At 62.0% G+C, this 17,276-nt stretch carries 16 protein-coding genes; 11 read left to right on the top strand and 5 right to left on the bottom strand.

What is annotated here, in order from left to right; translation table 11 throughout:
- Positions 1 to 11 precede the first annotated feature (11 nt).
- The 3 genes from AWU82_RS21375 to betC all read right to left on the bottom strand — a co-directional run bounded on the left by AWU82_RS21375 (position 12) and on the right by betC (position 4,131).
- Complete coding sequence (locus AWU82_RS21375) at positions 12 to 1,580, bottom strand: SulP family inorganic anion transporter (protein WP_064379614.1); 1,569 nt, start codon at positions 1,578 to 1,580, stop codon at positions 12 to 14.
- A 102-nt stretch (positions 1,581 to 1,682) separates the two neighbouring features.
- Positions 1,683 to 2,600: a choline ABC transporter substrate-binding protein gene (choX, locus tag AWU82_RS21370; protein WP_064379612.1), complete on the bottom strand. Its 918-nt coding sequence runs from the start codon at positions 2,598 to 2,600 to the stop codon at positions 1,683 to 1,685.
- A 16-nt stretch (positions 2,601 to 2,616) separates the two neighbouring features.
- On the bottom strand, positions 2,617 to 4,131 hold the full coding sequence (betC, locus tag AWU82_RS21365) for a choline-sulfatase (protein WP_064379611.1): 1,515 nt from the start codon (positions 4,129 to 4,131) through the stop codon (positions 2,617 to 2,619).
- A 114-nt stretch (positions 4,132 to 4,245) separates the two neighbouring features.
- Here betC and AWU82_RS21360 point away from each other — a divergent pair, with 114 nt between their 5' ends.
- Positions 4,246 to 5,196: a choline sulfate utilization transcriptional regulator gene (locus tag AWU82_RS21360; RefSeq protein ID WP_064379609.1), complete on the top strand. Its 951-nt coding sequence runs from the start codon at positions 4,246 to 4,248 to the stop codon at positions 5,194 to 5,196.
- Positions 5,197 to 5,200: 4 nt separating this feature from the next.
- Here the strand turns inward: AWU82_RS21360 and AWU82_RS21355 are convergent, their stop codons facing one another.
- On the bottom strand, positions 5,201 to 5,860 hold the full coding sequence (locus AWU82_RS21355; RefSeq protein ID WP_064379607.1) for an NAD(P)-dependent oxidoreductase: 660 nt from the start codon (positions 5,858 to 5,860) through the stop codon (positions 5,201 to 5,203).
- Positions 5,861 to 5,944: 84 nt separating this feature from the next.
- Here AWU82_RS21355 and AWU82_RS21350 point away from each other — a divergent pair, with 84 nt between their 5' ends.
- Entirely contained in the window at positions 5,945 to 6,271 is a 327-nt protein-coding gene (locus AWU82_RS21350) for a DOPA 4,5-dioxygenase family protein (protein WP_064379605.1), read from the top strand.
- On the opposite strand, the gene AWU82_RS21345 is transcribed toward AWU82_RS21350, so the two are convergent.
- Entirely contained in the window at positions 6,272 to 6,673 is a 402-nt protein-coding gene (locus tag AWU82_RS21345; protein ID WP_064379603.1) for a GFA family protein, read from the bottom strand. It abuts the gene before it with no gap.
- A 324-nt stretch (positions 6,674 to 6,997) separates the two neighbouring features.
- On the opposite strand from AWU82_RS21345, the gene AWU82_RS21340 reads away from it, so the two are divergent.
- From AWU82_RS21340 to AWU82_RS21300, 9 genes are all read left to right on the top strand, one after another.
- Positions 6,998 to 8,305 carry a CitMHS family transporter gene (locus AWU82_RS21340; RefSeq protein WP_007954069.1) on the top strand — a complete coding sequence of 436 codons (1,308 nt, stop codon included), beginning with the start codon at positions 6,998 to 7,000 and terminating at the stop codon, positions 8,303 to 8,305.
- Positions 8,306 to 8,376: 71 nt separating this feature from the next.
- Positions 8,377 to 9,144 (top strand): TerC family protein, encoded by a 768-nt coding sequence (locus AWU82_RS21335; protein ID WP_011331759.1) that lies wholly within the window; start codon positions 8,377 to 8,379, stop codon positions 9,142 to 9,144.
- A gap of 214 nt (positions 9,145 to 9,358) precedes the next feature.
- A complete protein-coding gene (locus tag AWU82_RS21330; RefSeq protein ID WP_064379601.1) occupies positions 9,359 to 11,017 on the top strand; it encodes a Na/Pi cotransporter family protein in 1,659 nt (552 codons plus the stop codon).
- A 192-nt stretch (positions 11,018 to 11,209) separates the two neighbouring features.
- Complete coding sequence (locus tag AWU82_RS21325; protein ID WP_064379600.1) at positions 11,210 to 12,601, top strand: M16 family metallopeptidase; 1,392 nt, start codon at positions 11,210 to 11,212, stop codon at positions 12,599 to 12,601.
- A 76-nt stretch (positions 12,602 to 12,677) separates the two neighbouring features.
- Positions 12,678 to 13,706: a DUF5924 family protein gene (locus AWU82_RS21320; RefSeq protein WP_064379598.1), complete on the top strand. Its 1,029-nt coding sequence runs from the start codon at positions 12,678 to 12,680 to the stop codon at positions 13,704 to 13,706.
- A 55-nt stretch (positions 13,707 to 13,761) separates the two neighbouring features.
- The gene (locus tag AWU82_RS21315; RefSeq protein ID WP_064379597.1) at positions 13,762 to 14,910 is read left to right on the top strand and encodes an ABC transporter permease; all 1,149 of its coding nucleotides are present in this window, start codon (positions 13,762 to 13,764) and stop codon (positions 14,908 to 14,910) included.
- A complete protein-coding gene (locus AWU82_RS21310; RefSeq protein WP_064379593.1) occupies positions 14,907 to 15,710 on the top strand; it encodes an ABC transporter ATP-binding protein in 804 nt (267 codons plus the stop codon). Before AWU82_RS21315 ends, AWU82_RS21310 begins: the two co-directional genes overlap by 4 nt.
- A 1-nt stretch (position 15,711) precedes the next feature.
- A complete protein-coding gene (locus tag AWU82_RS21305) occupies positions 15,712 to 16,650 on the top strand; it encodes an MlaD family protein (protein WP_064379592.1) in 939 nt (312 codons plus the stop codon).
- Entirely contained in the window at positions 16,647 to 17,273 is a 627-nt protein-coding gene (locus AWU82_RS21300) for an ABC-type transport auxiliary lipoprotein family protein (RefSeq protein WP_064379590.1), read from the top strand. The genes AWU82_RS21305 and AWU82_RS21300 overlap by 4 nt, the downstream gene beginning before the upstream one ends.
- Positions 17,274 to 17,276 lie beyond the last annotated feature (3 nt).

Here is a 17,276-nt window from a genome sequence, read left to right as displayed (position 1 = left end):
TGAATATCAGATCAATCCTCAAATCGGATCGGGCACTTCTCCGGCCCTTCGAGCTTGCGCAATTCCTCCACCACCTGCGGTCGCGCCTGACGCAAGGTCAAGCTGCGATCCTGGCGCAACAGGCGCCGGGCTTCCTGATGGAGCATTTCCACGCCTGAATAGTCGATGAAGTTGATCTGTTGCGCCTCGATCACCACCCGCGCGCCATGCATCCGTTGCAAGCGCACTTGCAGATAGTGGCTGGCGCCGAAAAAGATCGACCCGCCGACCCGCAACACATCGTCTTCGCCATCGCGCCAGTGCTGCACTCTCGGCTGAGAAGTGCGCTTGAGGTAGAAAAACAGCGAGGCCAGCACGCCGGCATAGATGGCCGTCTGCAACTCCAGCAGCAACGTGGCAACGCAGGTCAGGCTCATCACCACGAATTCCGCCCGGCTGACCCGCAACAGCGCGCGAATGCCGCGATGATCCACCAGTCCCCAGGCGATCAGCAGAATGCTGCCGGCCATGGCCGGAATCGGAATGTGCGCGATCAGCCCGGCACCGAAAATCGCGAACAACGCCACCCACAACGCCGAGAACACCCCGGCCAGCGGCGAGCAGGCCCCGGCCTCATAACTCAGCCCGGAACGGGTGAACGAGCCGGCGGACAACGATCCCGAAAAGAACGCCCCGACAATGTTCGAAAGACCCTGCGCGCGGACTTCCTGGTTGGCGTCGAGCAGCTGTTGCGAGCGTGCGGAAATTGAACGGGCAATCGACAGGCTGGTGACCAGCCCGAGCATGCCCACCGCCACGGCGCTGGGCAGCAGGCGCAGGATCAGGTCCATATCCAGCGGCAATCCGCTGAACGGCGGCAGGCGCCCGACAAACGCGCTGACCAGTTGAACATGGCCGAACATCGCCGGCCACAGCCACACCACCAGACTGCCGAGGACCAAGGTCATCAACAGCGTCGGCCAGCGTGGCAGCCATTGTTTGAGCAACGCGCCGACCACCACCGTCGCCACCCCGAGGACCAGTGACGGTTTATCCACAGCCCCGAGGTGGCGCAGCAGATCCATCAGGCTGGTCAGTGCCGTCGCTTTGGCTGGCAGATCCAGTCCCAGCAGGTTCGGCAATTGACCGATGGCGATCACCACTGCCGCGCCGAGGGTGAAACCCAGCACTACGGAATGTGAGACGAAATTCACCAGCGCGCCGAAGCGCAACAGGCCGAGCAGCCACTGGAAAATTCCGGCAAGGAAGGTCAGCAGCAGGATCAGGGTGATGTAGTCCTGTGACGCAGGCACGGCCAACGGACTGACACTGGCGAACAGCACAATCGAAATCGCTGCCGTCGGCCCGCAGATCAGATGCCACGACGAACCCCACAGGCAGGCGATCAACACCGGAACGATGGCGGCGTAGAGCCCGTATTCCGGTGGGAGACCGGCGATCAGGGCGTAGGCAATCGACTGGGGCAACGCGAGAATCGCCCCGCTGAGCCCGACGACCAGGTCCCGCCCGACGCTGGCGCGGGTCTGCCGGGGCAGCCAGGTCAGGAAGGGGAAAAGTGAGCGACGGCTGGGGAGGGTCATGGATCCTCGCGGGTGAAATTTTGCGCATTGTACGCAGCCCGGGACGCGGAGCGTCCATTGCGACATTCCCACGCAGAGTGTGGGAACGATCGGCCCGCGCAGTTACAGTTTGGACTTAACGGCCGCCAACGCATCTTTGCCGTCCACGGTCTTCACACCATCAAGCCACTTGTCCAACACCGCCGGATTCGCCTTGATCCAAGCCTTCGCCGCCTCCGCATTGCTGACCTTCTTGTTCACCACCTCGGCCATGATGCTGTTCTCCATCTCCTGAGTGAACGCAAGATTGGTCAGCAATTTACCCACATTCGGACAGGCTTCGGCGTAACCCTTGCGGGTCAGGGTGTAGACGCTGCCGGTGTCGCCGAAGTATTTCTCGCCGCCCTTGAGGTAATGCATTTTCAGCTGCACGTTCATCGGGTGCGGGGTCCAGCCGAGGAAGGTGACGAATTTCTGTTTCTTCACCGCCCGCGAGACTTCGGCCAGCATCGCCTGTTCGCTGGACTCGATCAGCTTCCACTGGCCCAGGTCGAAGTCGTTCTTCTTGATGATCTCTTGCAGCGAGATGTTCGCCGGCGCGCCGGAGCCGATGCCGTAGATCTTCTTCTCGAATTTATCGGCGTACTTATTCAGGTCGGCAAAGTTATGCACACCCGCGTCCCACACGTAATCCGGCACGGCCAGGGTGAATTCGGTGCCGTCGAGGTTCTTCGCCAGTTGCGTGACGTCACCCGTGGCGACGAACTTGTCGTAGAAGCCCTGCTGCGCCGGCATCCAGTTGCCGAGGAACACGTCGACCTGTCCATCCTTCAAGCCGCCGAAGGTGATCGGCACCGCGAGGGTGTCGACCTTGGCCTTGTAGCCCATGCCATCGAGCAGAAACCCGGTGATGGCGTTGGTCGCGGCGATGTCGCTCCAGCCGGGATCGGCCATTTTCACCGTGTCGCAGCTCTCGGCGAACGCGGATGCGCTGCCCAGTGCCAGCAGACTGACCGTCACGACTGTGGATAACTTGACCATGGACTTCCCCTTAACGTTATTGGTTTTGGCAGGGTTGTGGATAACGGGCCTTGCGCTCCAGGTCATCGAGGTCGATGTGGTTGCGCATGTATTGCTGACTGGCGTCCACCAGCGGCTGGTGATCCCAGCTCTTCAGTTTGCCGATCGTCAGCGCCTCGGCGACGAAACGCCGACGGCGTTGGCTCTCGAGGACTTCGCGGTGGATTGCCGGGATGTCCCACTTGGCCCGCGCTTCGGCGAGAAAATCGTCGAACAGTTGGCGATGTTGTGGCGATTGGCTGAGTTCTTCCTGCTCGCGTGGATCGTTATCCACATCGAAGAGTAGGCAAGGGTCGGTTTCGCTGTAGATAAATTTGTAGGCGCCACGCCGGATCATCATCAGCGGGCTGACGGTGCCTTCGGCCATGTATTCACCGAACACTTCGTCGTGACCGCCCTGCCCGTTCAGGTGCGGAACCAGCGAGCGGCCGTCCAGCGGCAGATTCGGTTCCAGGCTGCCGCCCGCCAGCTCGACGAAGGTCGGCAACAGGTCGGCGGTGGAGACTGCAGCGCTGACACGGCCCGATTTGAACTGACCGGGTGCACTTATCAACAGGGGCACGCGAGCGGCCATTTCGTACCAGTGCATTTTGTACCAGAGGCCCTTGTCGCCGAGCATGTCGCCATGGTCACCGGAAAACACGATGACGGTGTCATCCATCAGCCCGCAATCTTCGAGGGTTTGCAGAAGTTTGCCGACGTTGGCGTCGATATAGCTGCAAGCACCGAAGTAGGCACGGCGCGCGTCGCGAATCTTATCCACAGGTAGCGGCTTGTCCCAAAGGTCGTAGACCTTGAGCAAACGCTGGGAATGCGGATCGAGTGAATGCTGATCCGGCGTCGTCGGAAGCGGGATATCCGCATCGTCGTACAAATCCCAGAATGCCTTGGGAATCGTGTACGGATCGTGCGGGTGAGTCATCGACACGGTCAGGCAGAACGGCTGGTCGCCATCCTCGCGAATATGGTCGAACAGATATTGCTGAGCCTTGAACACCACCTCTTCGTCGAAGTCGAGCTGGTTGGTGCGCACGCACGGCCCAGCCTGCAACACCGAAGACATGTTGTGATACCAGCTCGGCCGCACGTCGGGCTCATCCCAGTTCACCGCCCAGCCGTAGTCGGCCGGGTAGATATCACTAGTCAGTCGCTCTTCGTAACCGTGCAGTTGATCGGGGCCGCAGAAGTGCATCTTGCCGGAGAGCGCGGTGCGGTAACCGAGGCGGCGCAGGTAATGGGCGTAGGTGGGAATGTCGGCGGGGAAATCGGCGGCGTTGTCGTAGGCGCCGATCTTGCTCGGCAACTGCCCGCTGACCAAGGTAAAACGCGACGGTGCGCACAGCGGGCTGTTGCAGTACGCGGCATCGAACACCACGCCTTGTTCGGCGAGGCGGCTGAGATTCGGCAGTTTGATTGGCGACGGGCCGTAGAACGGCAACATTGGCGCGGCCATTTGATCGGCCATGATGAAAAGAATGTTCTTGCGCTTCATGTGATCGCGGCATTCCATAGTGAATATTTATGCGACATTGCTGCGATCGAGCATGGATTCCACGCAATATCCAGTAAAGCCCGCGCCGGACAATGACTAGGATAAGCACAGCTTATGTATGAAGCCCTCGGTGATTTGTCGCTGGATCTGCTGCGCGCCTTCGAGGCGGCGGCCCGTCATCGTAGTTTCACCGCTGCGGCGGTGGAGCTTGGTACGACGCAACCGGCGATCAGTCAGCAGATCAAACGGCTGGAGGAACAGCTCGGAACGCGGCTGTTCGACCGCATCTACCGGGGCATCGAACTGACCGAGGTCGGATCGATCCTGTTCGAGCAAGTTACCCTCGGTTTGCAGAATATCGACGCAGGATTAGGCGCGATCAGCACGCAGCAGCAACATGAAGTACTGCAGGTCGCCACCGATTTCGCCTTCGCTGCGTATTGGCTGATGCCGCGCCTGCACCGCTTCCATGAAGCTTATCCACAGGTGGACGTGAGCCTGGTCACCAGCGAGCGCAATCACAACATGCTGCGCCCGGATATCGACGTTGCCGTGCTATTCGGCGACGGTCGCTTCAAACAGGGCGAAAGTCACTGGTTGTTCAGCGAAGAAGTGTTTCCGGTGTGCAGCCCGCAACTGCTCAAGGATCGCCCGCTGCCCTTGCCGGCCCAGGCATTGATGGAGTTTCCGCTGCTGCACCTGCGCGGGGAAAACAGCAGCAACTGGTTCGACTGGAGCGGTCTGTTCCGCGCGCTGAACATCAGCGCGCCGCCAGCCCCGGGCCAGTTGCGCTTCGACAATTACACTTTGTTGATTCAAGCGGCGATTGGCGGTCAGGGCGTGGCAATTGGCTGGCGGCACCTTGTGGATAACTTGCTCACCCAGGGTTTGTTGTGCCGACCGATAGCCGAAACCACCCTGTCGCGCCTCGGTTATTACGTGGTGCTGCCGCAACGCAAACGCCGGGGCGCGTTGATCCAGACGTTTGTGGATTGGCTGATGGCCGAACAGGCGAGCAGCGCCGAATCCTTGGCCGGACTTCCGCTGCCGTCGATTGCGGTGTAACGGATCAGGAAGCAGCAACAAAATCCACGTGCTGACGCAGATGCAAATTCAGCCGCAGCTCATCGGCAATGCCCACCGCCACCCGGTTCAGGCGCTCCAGCGGTTCGGCCAGACCCGGTTCAAGCGTGCGGCCGACCTGACTGAAATGCTCGATCGTCAGCCCGGCCACGCTGCGCGGTGCATTCACCAGCGTCCAGTGCAGCGGGCTGCTTTGCAGGGCTTCGCGTACCTCTTGAGCGGCGTGGCGTTGCAACGGGTCGGCATTTTCCGGATCGTCCAGGGCTTCGAATTCGCCGATGACAAACAGCCGCGAGACGTTCGCCGCGTGCAGTCCATCGATCAGCGCATCCACTGCCAGCACCTGCTCCACCGGCCCCAACACCACGGATTTCTCGACATGATCACTGCTCAGCGGCAAGCCCGGCGCATTGAGCAGGCAGATCACTGCCGAGCTGCCGGCCACGCTCTGGTTGACCCGCTCGGCATCGAGCAGATCGCCGCTTTTGGTGCGCAGCCCCGGCCGTGGGGCGAGCGCCGTCAGATCGTCGAGGATCGCGATGACTTCGTGCTGGCGACGCAGCAGTTCAGCCATCAACGCACTGCCCAGGCTACTCATGGCACCATAGAGCACCACTTTCACCGCCGGGGTTTCGGCATTTTTCATGGCTGAGTTCCCTTTTGTTTTCCCTTGTATGGCGTGTGACATACGGTCAACGGCGAGGGTTCGAACCGATTCAGAGGGTTTGCGATGCAGACGATCAAGGGTTATCACGCCCACGTTTATTACGACGCCAGCACGATCAAACAGGCGCGGGCGCTTTGTGAGCAGGCAGCAGCGCTGTTTCCATTGAAGATGGGCCGCATGCACGAACGCCCGGTGGGCCCGCACCCGGACTGGAGCTGCCAGCTGGCCTTCGGCCCGGAGCTGATCGGCGACGTGCTGCCGTGGCTGGCGCTCAATCGCAAGGGTTTGGTGGTGTTCCTGCACCCGGACACCGGCGATGACTTGCTCGATCACACCGAACACGCGATCTGGATGGGCGCGATGCGGCCGCTGGATCTGTCTATTTTTTAATCAGATGGTTTCTTCGGGTTCGCCAGGCAAATGCTCGTCCAGGTGCAGCCATGGCAACTGGCTGTCGGTCCAAATGTGCCGCTCGGCGGCGGCCCGCTCCGGGTGATCCAGCGTGGCGATGGTCAGATCGATGCTCTCGGGGCTGAGCAACGTCACCAGCGCCAGTTGTGCCCCGCAGTTCGGACAGAAGAACCGTGCGCAACTCGTCGAGGAGTCGTAGCGCGAAGGTTTCCCTGTCAGCCACTGGAAGTTCGCCGCCGGCAACGTGATCCAGGTGGTGACGATGCCGCCGCTGACCTTTCGACAGATCGAACAATGACAATGGGCGATGTCGTGCAACGCTCCGCTGAACTGATAGCGGATATGTCCGCAATGGCAGCCACCGCTGTGCAAGTCAGTCATCGCCCTGCCCTCCGCTTCCCGTGTTCATTGACTCTAGCCCGCATCCGACGGCCGGTTGGCCGTTCGCCCAGAGCTTTCTTGCGCGAAAGGTAGCTGAAAGGTTCCCCGATTAGGATCGCCCCCACTGCCGGCAACAGACCGGTTGGCCAACGCGTGTGATTGCTCGCACGACAGGCCCAATTAACAACAACAATGGTGATTCTGATGTCCTCTGCAACCCGCCTCTTCGCTGCAACTCCGCCCGTACGCCTCGTGCTTCCCGTTCTGCGCTGATCCCGCCCGATCCGCTCACTTACCTAGCCGCGCTACGCCTGGAGTATTCCCATGCTGACTTTCCTTGGCTTCGCCATGGTCATCACGTTCATGTTCCTGATCATGACCAAGCGCCTGTCTGCGCTGATCGCTCTGATCATCATCCCGATCCTGTTCGCCCTGTTCGGTGGTTTCGCGCCGAAGATCGGCCCGATGATGCTCGAAGGTATTACCAAGCTTGCGCCGACCGGCGTGATGCTGATGTTCGCGATTCTGTATTTCGCCCTGATGATCGACTCCGGCCTGTTTGACCCGGCCGTGCGCAAGATCCTCAAACTGGTCAAGGGCGACCCGCTGAAAGTTTCGGTCGGCACCGCCGTACTGGCGCTCGTCGTTTCCCTCGATGGTGACGGCGCGACCACATACATGATCTGCGTGGCCGCGATGCTGCCGCTGTACAGCCGCATCGGCATGAGCCCGCGGATCATGGCCGGTCTGATCATCCTCGCCGGCGGCGTGATGAACATGACCCCATGGGGTGGCCCGACCGCCCGTGCCGCCAGTGCGCTGCACGTGGACCCGTCGGACATCTTCGTACCGATGATCCCGGCGATGGCTGCCGGTGTGGTAGCGATCCTGATCATTGCCTACTTCTACGGCAAACGTGAGCGTGCGCGTCTGGGTGAGCTGCACCTGATCGGCGACGAAATCGATCACAGCGAAATCAGCGTCTCGCAATTCCCGGATGCCCGTCGTCCGAAACTGATCTGGTTCAACGGCCTGCTGACCCTGGCCCTGATGTGCACCCTGATCGCCGGCCTGCTGCCGCTGCCGGTGCTGTTCATGGTGGCGTTCAGTATTGCCATGATCGTCAACTATCCTTGCCTGCAAATGCAGAAGGATCGTGTCGCGGCCCACGCCGGTAGCGTGCTGTCGGTGGTCAGTCTGATCTTCGCGGCGGGCATTTTCACCGGTATCCTGTCGGGCACCGGCATGGTCGATGCCATGTCGAAAAGCCTGCTGGCGGTGATCCCTGATTTCCTCGGCCCGTACCTGGCGGTGATCACGGCGCTGGTGAGCATGCCGTTCACGTTCTTCATGTCGAACGACGCGTTCTACTACGGTGTGTTGCCGGTGTTGTCCGAAGCGGCCAGCCATTACGGCATTACCGCAGTGGAAATGGCCCGCGCTTCGATCGTCGGCCAGCCGGTTCACCTGCTGAGCCCCCTGGTGCCGTCGACATACCTGCTGGTGGCACTGGCGGGGATCGAGTTCGGCGATCATCAGCGTTTCACCCTGAAGTGGGCAGTGCTGGTCTGCCTGTGCATACTGGTCGCAGCCTTGCTGTTGGGGACTTTCCCGCTGTTCAGCACGTTGTAACGGCACCAAACTCACCCGGACGCCAGCTGATTGCTGGCGTCCTGGTTTAACACTCGCTCAAAGGAATACACATGGAATGGCTGACCAACCCTGAGATCTGGGTTGCCTTCTTCACCCTGACCGCCCTGGAAATCGTTCTGGGCATCGATAACATCATCATGATTTCGATCCTGGTCAGCCGCATGCCCAAACACATGCAGCAGCGCACCCGGATCTTCGGTCTTGGCCTGGCCATGATCACGCGGATCCTGTTGCTGCTGTCGATCACCTGGGTCATGCGCCTCACCGCCGACCTGTTCGAAGTGTTCGGCCAGGGCATTTCCGGTCGCGATCTGATCCTGTTCTTCGGTGGCCTGTTCCTGCTGTGGAAAAGCTCCCAGGAGATGTACCACGCACTGGAAGGTGAAGACGAAAGCGACGACGAGCCTTCGGGCAAGGGCGGCAACTTCCTCTACACCATCATCCAGATCGCGATCATCGACATCGTGTTCTCGCTGGACTCGGTGATCACCGCCGTCGGCATGGTGTCCCACGTACCGGTGATGGTCGCGGCGATCATCGTGGCGGTGCTGGTGATGATGGCGGCCTCGGGCAAGATCAGCGAATTCATCGACAAGCACCCGTCGCTGAAAATGCTCGCGCTGTCGTTCCTGCTGGTGGTCGGTACCGTGCTGATTGCCGAATCGTTCGACGTGCATGTACCGAAAGGCTACGTCTATTTCGCCATGGCGTTCTCGCTGGCGGTCGAAGCGATCAACATCAAGATGCGCACCGCCATCGCGAAAAAACGCAAACAGCAGGATCCGGTGAAACTGCGCAAGGATATTCCGGGTCAGTAACCCGAACGCTGCGCAACAGATCGAAGGGCCTCCGGGCCCTTTTTTCATGGCCGCATGAACCTGTTTTCATGACACTTTTGTTTCAATCCCCGCTTTAGCTGTGCAATGCTGGCGCCCAGACCGTTAGCCAACTACAGCTTAAGTATCAGAACGTAGAAATTGCGCGGTACCGTCCACTTGCCCCTCTGGGGCGCTGCCATTACAGGGGGTCTGCATGCTCACCCTGCTCAATTTGCTGTCTGCCGTGGCCCTGCTGATCTGGGGCACGCATATCGTTCGAACCGGCATCCTGCGGGTGTACGGCACCAATCTGCGCCACGTGATCGGCCAGAACATGTCCAGGCGCTGGCTGGCCTTTGTCGCCGGCATCGTTGTCACTGCGATGGTGCAGAGCAGCAACGCCACCGCCATGCTCGTGACGTCCTTTGTCGGTCAGGGCCTGATGGCGTTGACACCGGCCCTGGCGACCATGCTCGGCGCCGACGTCGGTACGGCGCTGATGGCGCGGGTGCTGACGTTCGACCTGTCGTGGCTGTCGCCGCTGCTGATTTTTATCGGGGTGATTTTCTTTCTGTCGCGCAAACAGACGCGGCTCGGGCAGATGGGCCGGGTGTCCATTGGGCTTGGGCTGATCATTCTGGCGCTGCAACTGATCGTCGAGGCCGCCGCGCCGATCACCCATGCCCAAGGGGTGAAGGTAATTTTCGCCTCGCTGACCGGCGATATCCTGCTTGACGCCCTGGTCGGTGCGCTGTTCGCGATGATTTCCTATTCCAGCCTGGCGGCTGTGCTGCTGACCGCGACGCTCGCCGGCGCTGCGGTGATCAGTCTGCCGGTGGCGATCGGTCTGGTGATTGGCGCCAACATCGGCAGTGGTGTGCTGGCGTTCATGAGCACCAGCATGCAGAACGCCGCCGGCCGGCAGGTGGCGCTGGGCAGCCTGCTGTACAAACTGATCGGGCTGCTGCTGATCATCCCGGTGCTCGACCCGCTGGTGCACTGGATCGACAGCCTGGATTTCAGCCCTCAGGAAATGGTCATCGGCTTCCATCTGCTCTACAACACCGCGCGCTGCCTGATCCTGCTCCCGAGCGTCGGCCCGATGGCGCGGCTGTGTGCCTGGCTGCTGCCGGAGCGCCCCGAGGTCAATGGCACCGCCAAGCCCCGTCACCTTGATCCCACCGCGCTGGTCACGCCGAGTCTGGCGCTGGCCAACGCCGCCCGGGAAACCCTGCGCATGGGCGACCTGATCGACAACATGCTCGACGCGACCCTCGACGTGCTGCGCGGCAAGCAGACCGCCGTCACCCAGGAAATGCGCAAGCTGACCGATGACGTCGAAGCGCTGTACAGCGCGATCAAGCTGTATCTGGCGCAGATGCCCCGCGAGGATCTCGGCGAACAGGACAGTCGGCGCTGGGCGGAGATCATCGAGCTGGCGATCAACCTCAAACTCGCCAGCGACCTGATCGAACGCATGCTGCGTAAAGTGCAGCAGCAGAAGACTTCGCAACGCCGGTCTTTTTCCGAGGACGGACTGGAAGAACTGGCCGGCCTGCACCAGCAATTAATTGCCAACCTGCGGCTCGGGCTATCGGTGTTCCTCAGCGGCGACAAGGAGAGCGCCCGCCAGTTGCTGCGCGAGAAACGGCGCTTTCGCGCCCAGGAGCGGCGTCTGGCCCATGCCCATGTCAGCCGATTGCAACGCAAGATCGTGCAGAGTATCGAGACCAGTTCATTGCACCTGGAGTTGATTGCCGACATGAAACGCCTGAGCTCGCTGTTCTGCAGCAGCGCCTATGTGGTGCTGGAAACTTCCGATACCGGCGCGCTGGCGGCGGACGATATGGCGGACATCACGCATTCGCCTTGAACGTCTGGGGTTGTGGTCAGTCAGTAACTCATAGTTCAGTCTTGAGGCCCCCTTCGCTGGCAAGCCAGCTCCCACAGGGTTTTGTGAGCGCCGCCAATCCTTGTGGGAGCTGGCTTGTCGGGTCGCCGCATCGCAGTGATGGGGCCCGGACTGACGACACGGATCTCCAATTCAGCCGTATGGAAGCTCGTTATGCGTTGCCTGTTGTTCGCCTGTCTGCTGCTCGGTTCCCTGCCCGCCTTCGCCCTGGATCGTTTTCAGGTCGAAGGCTATGCGCTGCCCAACGGTCTGCAATTGCTGCTCAAGCCCGGCACCGAACGTGGGCACGTGGCGATCCGGCTGGTGATCGGCGTCGGTCTGGACGATTTCGACTGCAATGAAAAAGAGCTGCCGCATCTGCTCGAACACTTGCTGTTCAGCGGTATCGACGCCACCGGTGAAGGTGGCCTCGAAGAGCGCATGCAGGCCCTCGGCGGTGACTGGAATGCCTTCACCAGCAACGCCGACACCACGTTCGTCATCGAAGCCCCGGCGAAAAACCAGCGCAAGGTCCTCGACCTGCTGCTGGCTCTGCTGACCCAGACCCGCTTCGACGACAACGCGATCAACGCTGCCAAGCGGGTGGTCGAGCGCGAGGACGGCGGCCATTACACCCGGTTGCAACGCTTTCTCGACCGGCAGGACCTGGGCCACACCGCGAGCAATCAACTGGCGGTCGAGCTGGGCCTGAAATGCCCGCAGCGGGCCGAAGTCGATGGCCTGACCCGCGAGCAGCTGGATAAGGTGCGCAAGGCCTGGTACGCGCCGAACAACATGACCCTGATCGTCGTCGGTGACCTCGACAAACTGCTGCCGGCCTATCTGGAACGGGCGTGGGGCACGCTGGAAGCGGTCGATCCGAGCGAACACCGTCCGTTGCCGGACATCCGCGCCAGCGCCGCCCACGAACGCACGATCACTCGCGGCTTCATCGGCAACAGCGCCAAGCTGCACTGGCTGGTGCCGGAGCCGGTGCTGGACGATCAGTACGACGAAACCTTCGACCTGCTCAAGGAATACCTGGAGTGGGCGCTGTACCGCCAATTGCGCCTGAACCACGGTTTGTCCTACGGGCCGTGGGCCGAACGCGAGGTGTTCGGTGGCGTCGGCTTCATGAGCCTCAACGCCGACCTGGATCGCGGTGACATCGCCGAAGCCGAACAGGTGCTGGAAGACCTCAAGGCCGACCTGCTGAAAAACGGCCTCGATGCCGACACCTTCAATCGCTTGAAACAAGCCGCCATCGCCCACCAGGCCTGGGCCGTGCAAGGCACCAGCGCCCTGGCCGATTACTACTGGAGCGCGCTGGGCGACTACGAGGATGGCCGCTTTGCCGATCCTGCGCGGGAGCTGCAAGGCGTGACGCTGGAGGCGGCGAACAAGGCCATGCGCGAGTTGCTGCTGCAACCGGGCTATCTGCGGATCGAGAAACCGCTGCTCAGCGACGATCAGGTGTTGTGGCTGCTGGCGGGCGGATTGGGCGTGCTGGTGCTGATTCTGCTGGGCTGGCGCCTGCATCGGCGCAAGCCCGTGGATCCAGACTGACCGGCAGCCTCGCCACGGGGCCCGGCGGGCGGTACTCTGTCGAGGTTTTTTTCCTATCCAGTCGTGAACCGCCCCCATGTCTAAATTGACCCTCCTGATCCAGCGCATTCTCGAACTGATGAAGCGCTACCCCGGGGTCATTGCGCTCGGTGGTTTCATCTCCGGGGTCGGCAGCTTCATTCTGGTCGACCGGCAACAGGGGCTGGCGAGCTGGATCACCACGATCATGCTGCTGAGCTGGATCTGGCTGATGCTGGAAAACAGCCTGACCAAACTGTTCACGCGGATCTTCAAACGGGAAATCCCCCAGCCGCTGCTGCGTTACGCGACGCAGATGATCCACCAGGAAAGCCTGTTTTTCGTCCTGCCGTTCTTCTTCATCACCACCACCTGGAACAGCGGCCAGCTGTTTTTCACCGGGCTGCTGTGCATCGCGGCGCTGATCTCGATCGTCGACCCGCTCTACTACAAGTGGCTGGCGCCACGGCGCTGGGCGTTCCTCGCGCTGCACACCCTGACACTGTTCGCCGCTCTGCTCACGGCGCTGCCGGTGATCATGCACCTGACCACTTCGCAGAGCTTCAAATGGGCGCTGGGGATTGCGGTGGTGTTGTCGTTCCCGAGCCTGGCGTCGATCTTCCCGATCCGCACCGTGCGCAACGCGCTGGCGATCCTCAGCATCACCATCGGGATCGGCGGCGTGGGCTGGGTCCTGCGTTCATGGGTGCCGCCAGCGACGCTGTGGATGACCGACGTGGCGATCAGCACCCAGGTGCAGGACCGGGTTCCGGGCGCCAGCCTCAAGGAAGTCAGCGCCGAACAGATTCGTGGCGGCGGGCTCTACGCCTACACCGCGATCAACGCGCCGCGCGGGCTCGATGAGCGGATTTATCACGTCTGGCAGTTCAACGGCAAAGAGGTCGACCGCATCGCCCTCGACATTCACGGCGGGCGCAAGGAAGGCTACCGGGCCTGGACCCACAAACAGAATTTCCCCGGCAACCCGGCGGGCAAGTGGCAGGTGCGGGTGTTGACCGAGGACGGACAGGTGATCGGCGTGCTGCGCTTCAAGGTCACGGACAGCACACCGACCAAAGAAAAGTAACCGGGTTCGTGCTATTACGTAGGTTCGTCTCAAAAGCCGAACAAGCACGGAGCTTATGACCAGCAGCCCAACGACCGGCAGTGCCCGCCTGGACACCTCGATCACCCCTGCCCGCCTGCGGGTGACCGGGGACTGGACGCTTGCCCATTACGCCGAGCTCAAGCAACTGAGCGAAACGCTCCACGGCCAGTACGACGCCAACACTCCCATCGATCTCAACGGCCTCGGCGCCCTCGACACCGCCGGCGCGTCGCTGCTGGTGGAACTGCTCGGCTCCGAGCGGCTGGGCAAATCCGCCGAACACCCCGACTGCACGATTTCCAGCGCCGACCGCGCCTTGCTGCAAACCGTGTATCGCTCGCTGACCGACTTCTGCGTGCCGATCAAGGAACCGGAAATCAGCGTCAGCGTGCAACTGCTGACGCGCATCGGTCGGGCCGTCGACACGGTCTGGCAGGACACCCTGCAATTGCTCGGCTTCGTCGGCCTGATCCTCGAAACCATCGCCCGCAGCCTGTTCCGCCCCAAGCGCTGGCGGATCACGCCGATGATTGCGCACATCGAACAGACCGGCCTCGACGCCGCGCCCATCGTGGCGTTGCTGACCTTTCTGGTGGGGGCCGTGGTGGCGTTCCTCGGGGCGACGGTACTGGCCAGTTTCGGCGCCAGCGTGTTCACCGTGGATCTGGTCGGCTTCGCCTTCCTGCGCGAGTTCGGTGTGTTGCTCACAGCGATCCTGATGGCCGGTCGTACGGCCAGTGCCTTCACCGCGCAGATCGGCTCGATGAAGGCCAACGAGGAAATCGACGCGATTCGCACCCTCGGCCTCGATCCCATGGAATTGCTGGTGGTGCCGCGGGTGCTGGCGCTGCTGGTGGCGCTGCCGATGCTGACCTTTCTGGCGATGATCTGCGGGATTGTCGGCGGCGCGGTGGTCTGCGCGGTGTCGCTGGATATCTCGCCGGCGATGTTCCTGTCGCTGCTGCAAAGCGACATAGGGATTCAACATTTCCTGGTGGGCCTGGTCAAAGCCCCGATCTTTGCGTTCCTGATCGCCGCCATCGGCTGTCTGGAAGGCTTCAAGGTCAGCGGCAGCGCCGAATCGGTCGGCGCCCACACCACCTCCAGCGTGGTGCAATCGATTTTCGTGGTGATCGTGCTCGATGCGGTCGCCGCGTTGTTCTTCATGGAGATGGGCTGGTGAGTCGTCTACCCCGCGCGCCCTCCGAGGCGGTGATCGAAGTTCGTGGCCTGTGCAATCGCTTCGGCCACCAGAGCGTGCACGAGAACCTCGACCTCGACTTGTACAAAGGCGAGATCCTGGCCGTGGTCGGCGGTTCCGGCAGCGGTAAATCGGTGCTGCTGCGCAGCATCGTCGGCCTGCGCCGGCCCAGCGAAGGCATGGTCAAGGTGTTCGGCCAGAACCTGCCGAGCCTGGCGGAGCATGAGCGTTCGCTGATCGAGCGGCGCTTCGGTGTGCTGTTCCAGAAGGGCGCGCTGTTCTCGTCGCTGACCGTCACCGAGAACGTCGCCCTGCCCCTCATCGAACACGCCGGGCTCAGCCGCGACGACGCCGAGCATCTGGCGGCAGTGAAGCTGGCGCTGGCCGGGCTGCCGCTGTCGGCGGCGGACAAGTACCCGGCCTCACTGTCCGGTGGGATGATCAAGCGCGCGGCGCTGGCCCGGGCGCTGGCGCTGGATCCGGACATCCTGTTTCTCGACGAACCCACCGCCGGCCTCGATCCGATTGGCGCGGCGCAGTTCGACCAATTGATCCTGACCCTGCGCGACGCGCTGGGCCTGAGCGTGTTTCTGGTGACCCACGACCTCGACACGCTCTACACCATCACCGACCGCGTCGCGGTACTGGCGCAGAAGAAAGTGCTGGTGGCGGGCCCCATCGACGTGGTCTCGGAAACCGACGACGCTTGGATTCACGAATATTTCCACGGCCCTCGCGGCCGCTCGGCGCTGGACGCCGCCACACAGCTCAACGAGGTCTGACATGGAAACCCGAGCCCATCATGTACTGATCGGCCTGTTCACGGTGATTGTGGTGGCAGGCGCCCTGCTCTTCGGCCTGTGGCTGGCCAAGTCCAGTGTCGATACCGAGTTCAAGGATTACGAAGTCGTCTTCAACGAGGCGGTCAGCGGTCTGTCCCGGGGCAGTCCGGTGCAGTACAGCGGGATCAAGGTCGGCGACGTGGTCAGCCTGCGCCTCGACCCGAAGGACCCGCGTCGAGTGCTGGCACGCATTCGCCTGGCCGGCGACACGCCGGTCAAGGAAGACACCGAGGCCAAACTGGCCTTGGCCGGGATCACCGGCACCTCGATCATCCAGCTCAGCGGAGGCACGCCGCAAAGTCCGAAACTCAAGGGCCATGACGGCAACCTGCCGACCATCGTCGCCTCGCCCTCGCCCATTTCGCGGCTGCTCAGCGACAGCAACGATTTGATGAGCGGGGTCACGACGTTGCTCAGTAATGCCAATCAGATGTTCTCTGCCGACAACATCGAGCGCGTGAGCAAGACCCTCGAGCATCTGGAGCAGACCACCGGCTCGATCAACGATCAGCGCGGCGACCTGCGTCAGGCCATGCAGCAACTGGCGACGGTGGGCAAACAGGCGGGCAACATGCTCGAACAGACGTCCGCGCTGATGCGCAACGCCAACGGCCTGCTCAACGATCAGGGTAAACAGGCGCTCGGCAGTGCCGAACAGGCGATGAAATCCCTGGAGCAAAGCAGCGTCACCATCAACGGCCTGCTCAGCAAGAATCAGAATTCCCTCGACAGCGGCATGCAGGGCCTCAACGGCCTGGCCCCGGCGATCCGCGAACTGCGCGAGACCCTGAACTCGCTGCGCGCCATTTCCCAACGCCTGGAGGCCAACCCCAGCGGTTACCTGCTGGGCAGTGACAAGAACAAGGAGTTCACGCCATGAAGCTGACTCGCCTCGCCCTCCTCGCCGGCTTCACGCTGATCGGCGCGTGCTCGATCCTGCCCAAGTCCGAACCGCTGGACGTCTACCGTTTGCCGGCCGCACAGGCGCCCGCCTCGGCCGGTTCGGCATCTACGCAGCACTGGTCGCTGCGCCTGAACAAACTGCAGGCCAGCGAAGCGCTGAACCGACCAAGCATCGCGGTGATTCCTCAGGGCGATGTGATCAGCAGCTACAAGGCCTCGCGCTGGAGCGATCCGGCGCCGGTGCTGGTGCGTAACCGCTTGCTCGATGGTTTTCAGCGCGATGGCCGAGTATCGCTGTTGAGCACCGACGACAGCAATTTCCAGGCAGACCTGGAACTGGGCGGCAGCCTGCAGGCGTTTCAGACCGAGTATCAGGGCACACAGGCCAGCGTGGTGGTGCGTGTCGATGCGTTGCTGGTGCGCGGTTACGACCAGCGGATTCTCGCCAGTCGCCGCTTTGAAGAGCGTCAGCCGCTCAGTGATGTGAAGGTTCCGGCGGTGGTGGCCGGATTCGGGCAGGCCAGTGATCGTCTAACCGCGAAGGTGGTGGCGTGGGCGGTGGAGCAAGGGCAGAAGGTTGCCCCACCTGCCCGGCCTTGAGGC

It is taken from the genome of Pseudomonas glycinae (assembly GCF_001594225.2).
Classification (GTDB): Bacteria; Pseudomonadota; Gammaproteobacteria; order Pseudomonadales; family Pseudomonadaceae; genus Aquipseudomonas; species Aquipseudomonas glycinae.
The sequence above is the reverse complement of the archived record's forward strand: the minus strand, read 5'-3'. Positions and strand labels throughout refer to the sequence as shown.

Bases quoted from the DNA above. Each gene is read 5' to 3' on its own strand.
- AWU82_RS21375 (WP_064379614.1), bottom strand. From the start codon at position 1,580: ATGACCCTCCCCAGCCGTCGCTCACTTTTCCCCTTCCTGACCTGGCTG.
- choX (WP_064379612.1), bottom strand. From the start codon at position 2,600: ATGGTCAAGTTATCCACAGTCGTGACGGTCAGTCTGCTGGCACTGGGC.
- betC (WP_064379611.1), bottom strand. From the start codon at position 4,131: ATGAAGCGCAAGAACATTCTTTTCATCATGGCCGATCAAATGGCCGCG.
- AWU82_RS21360 (WP_064379609.1), top strand. From the start codon at position 4,246: ATGTATGAAGCCCTCGGTGATTTGTCGCTGGATCTGCTGCGCGCCTTC.
- AWU82_RS21355 (WP_064379607.1), bottom strand. From the start codon at position 5,860: ATGAAAAATGCCGAAACCCCGGCGGTGAAAGTGGTGCTCTATGGTGCC.
- AWU82_RS21350 (WP_064379605.1), top strand. From the start codon at position 5,945: ATGCAGACGATCAAGGGTTATCACGCCCACGTTTATTACGACGCCAGC.
- AWU82_RS21345 (WP_064379603.1), bottom strand. From the start codon at position 6,673: ATGACTGACTTGCACAGCGGTGGCTGCCATTGCGGACATATCCGCTAT.
- AWU82_RS21340 (WP_007954069.1), top strand. From the start codon at position 6,998: ATGCTGACTTTCCTTGGCTTCGCCATGGTCATCACGTTCATGTTCCTG.
- AWU82_RS21335 (WP_011331759.1), top strand. From the start codon at position 8,377: ATGGAATGGCTGACCAACCCTGAGATCTGGGTTGCCTTCTTCACCCTG.
- AWU82_RS21330 (WP_064379601.1), top strand. From the start codon at position 9,359: ATGCTCACCCTGCTCAATTTGCTGTCTGCCGTGGCCCTGCTGATCTGG.
- AWU82_RS21325 (WP_064379600.1), top strand. From the start codon at position 11,210: ATGCGTTGCCTGTTGTTCGCCTGTCTGCTGCTCGGTTCCCTGCCCGCC.
- AWU82_RS21320 (WP_064379598.1), top strand. From the start codon at position 12,678: ATGTCTAAATTGACCCTCCTGATCCAGCGCATTCTCGAACTGATGAAG.
- AWU82_RS21315 (WP_064379597.1), top strand. From the start codon at position 13,762: ATGACCAGCAGCCCAACGACCGGCAGTGCCCGCCTGGACACCTCGATC.
- AWU82_RS21305 (WP_064379592.1), top strand. From the start codon at position 15,712: ATGGAAACCCGAGCCCATCATGTACTGATCGGCCTGTTCACGGTGATT.
- AWU82_RS21300 (WP_064379590.1), top strand. From the start codon at position 16,647: ATGAAGCTGACTCGCCTCGCCCTCCTCGCCGGCTTCACGCTGATCGGC.